At 59.5% G+C, this 2,052-nt stretch carries 2 pseudogenes; both read right to left on the bottom strand.

The window, feature by feature from the left end:
- Nucleotides 1-157: 157 nt before the first annotated feature.
- Nucleotides 158-1,420 (bottom strand): annotated as a pseudogene (ltrA, locus tag YUU_RS54545) (group II intron reverse transcriptase/maturase).
- Between the two features lie 535 nt (nt 1,421-1,955).
- Nucleotides 1,956-2,052: pseudogene (locus tag YUU_RS58075) on the bottom strand (transposase); the annotation flags it as partial.

The raw sequence follows: 2,052 nt of genomic DNA, 5'->3' as shown, positions 1-2,052 counted from the left end.
TCCAGCTTGTCGCCGAGCCGCTTGCGCCAATGGCTGAGGTCCGAGGGTTCGTGCGGAAAGGCGTGCTGGAAGAACTCTTCGCCGGTGAAGAACTGTCGAGTGGGCCGAGGGAGTTTCACCCTCAGCCTCTCACAGAACCGGACATGATACTCTCGCATCATCCGGCTCTTGTCACCCAACCGTTGCGTGACGAAGGCGCGTCCAGTGGACGAAGAATGAGGGATTGCGCTTCGCGATGCTGTTCAGTCGCCGTAGGCTCCGTCCCCGGTGCCTTTTGAACGACTTGTACTTCCGCCGGAGCCAGGCCCCGAGACGTTCATCAAAGTACGTGAACAGCTTCCACATTTCCGTTGGATAGAAACGCCCATAATACTGCCACCACCCTTGAAGGATCGGATTGAGTATTCGGGCTATATCAGCCAACGGAAGCGGCGCGTGCTGTGGCAGGCGCCAGCTCCTTATCCGCTCCCGCATGCGTTTGAGCGCCTGCGGGCCAACTGCGGGAAGGAAGCGCGTGAAGAGCTTTCCCCAACGGTTCTTCGCCCTACGGGGTCGGAAGGTGAAGCCAAGGAAGGTGAAGTGGATCTGCGGATGTGTCCCCCGTCGATTGCTGTCTCTGCAATAAACCACTTGGGTCTTTTGCGGGTGCAGCGTCAGATGACAGTCGGCCAACCTCTTTTCCAGCGCTGCCTTCAGATGCTCCGCCTCCTGCCGTGTGCGGCAATGGCAGATTGCATCATCGGCATAGCGTTCGAACGGAATGCACGGAAACGTCCGGCGCATCCACGCATCGAAGCTATAGTGCAGAAAGAGATTCGCCAGCAGCGGGCTTACTACTCCACCTTGCGGTGTTCCGGCTTCCCGTTTCTGGATGGTCCCATCAGGCATCTCTACCGGAGCCTTCAGCCATCGTTCGACGTACAGCAAAACCCAGGGCTCCTGGCAGTGCTTCCGAAGCGCTCTCACCAAAAGGGCATGATCGATCGTGTCGAAAAAAGCCTTTGATGTCGAGGTCCAAAGCCCAGTCATAGTCCCAGCATCGCTTGCGCGTTTGCTCGATCGCCTGATGCGCTGATTTTCCCGGCCGATAACCATAGGAGTCAGGATCAAACACCCGATCCAACCCCGGTTCCAGATACTGCTTGACCACCNTCTGTGCGACGCGGTCCGCGACCGTCGGGATGCCCAGAGGACGGATGCCGCCATTGGCCTTGGGAATCTCCACGCGCCTGACCGCAGGCGGGAGATAGCTTCCCGACGCCATGCGATTCCAGAGCTTGTAGAGGTTGTTCCCAAGGTCCTGCGCGAATTCGTCCAGGCTCTGGCCATCGACGCCCGCCGCCTTTCCATTCCCTGCCACCAGCTGGTAGGCCTCCCAGACCATACGCTTGGTGATCGGCAACGGTTTGTCCGGCGTCATGACGCTCCTCCCGACAAAGCCGGTTGGCGTCCGATGTCGGACAGGATAACGCAGCCCCTTCGCTCCATAGCCATTACAGCCACTTCGGCGCTACTACAGGCTGCTCCGCCCCTGTCTCGGGTTTTGGTGTTCTCCCTCGTGGTGTGCACCACTTGCGGATTTCCCTTAACACCCCGAGCCAGGTTCCCTCGTTCCGGATTGAAGCCTGTGATGAGATCATGCCGCCTATACACCGGCTGCCGCGTGGGACCGTAAGCAGGTGTCGCCCACACTCTTCCGAGCATCACTATCCCCATGCTCGTTTTGACAGCGCCTGGACCCATTTCGATGCGTCATCGGCGGTTCGCTTGCGCTCATCTTCTCATCACTCACCTGACGGCGTAGCCCGCCGCCTTTTCCCCAGCGCTCACCACCACGTCTCTTAAACGCAGCAGCCTGGAGTGGTTTGAAGCCTGCCCCTGCAGGCCGGCTCCGGGAGGCCACCTCCCATCTTCAACACAGTTGTGCCGGCAGATACGCACCGGCTACGAGGCACACGGAAATACGGGTCGTGGACCCAGCGCTCGCAAATGCCCTCATCGGACAGCCCGTAAATGTGCTTGAGCAACAGCAGCCCGATCATGAAGCGGGTC

The organism is Bradyrhizobium sp. Ec3.3 (assembly GCF_000472925.1).
Taxonomy (GTDB): Bacteria; Pseudomonadota; Alphaproteobacteria; order Rhizobiales; family Xanthobacteraceae; genus Bradyrhizobium.
Note: the sequence above shows the minus strand (reverse complement) of the source record. Positions and strands in the feature narration are given on the sequence as shown.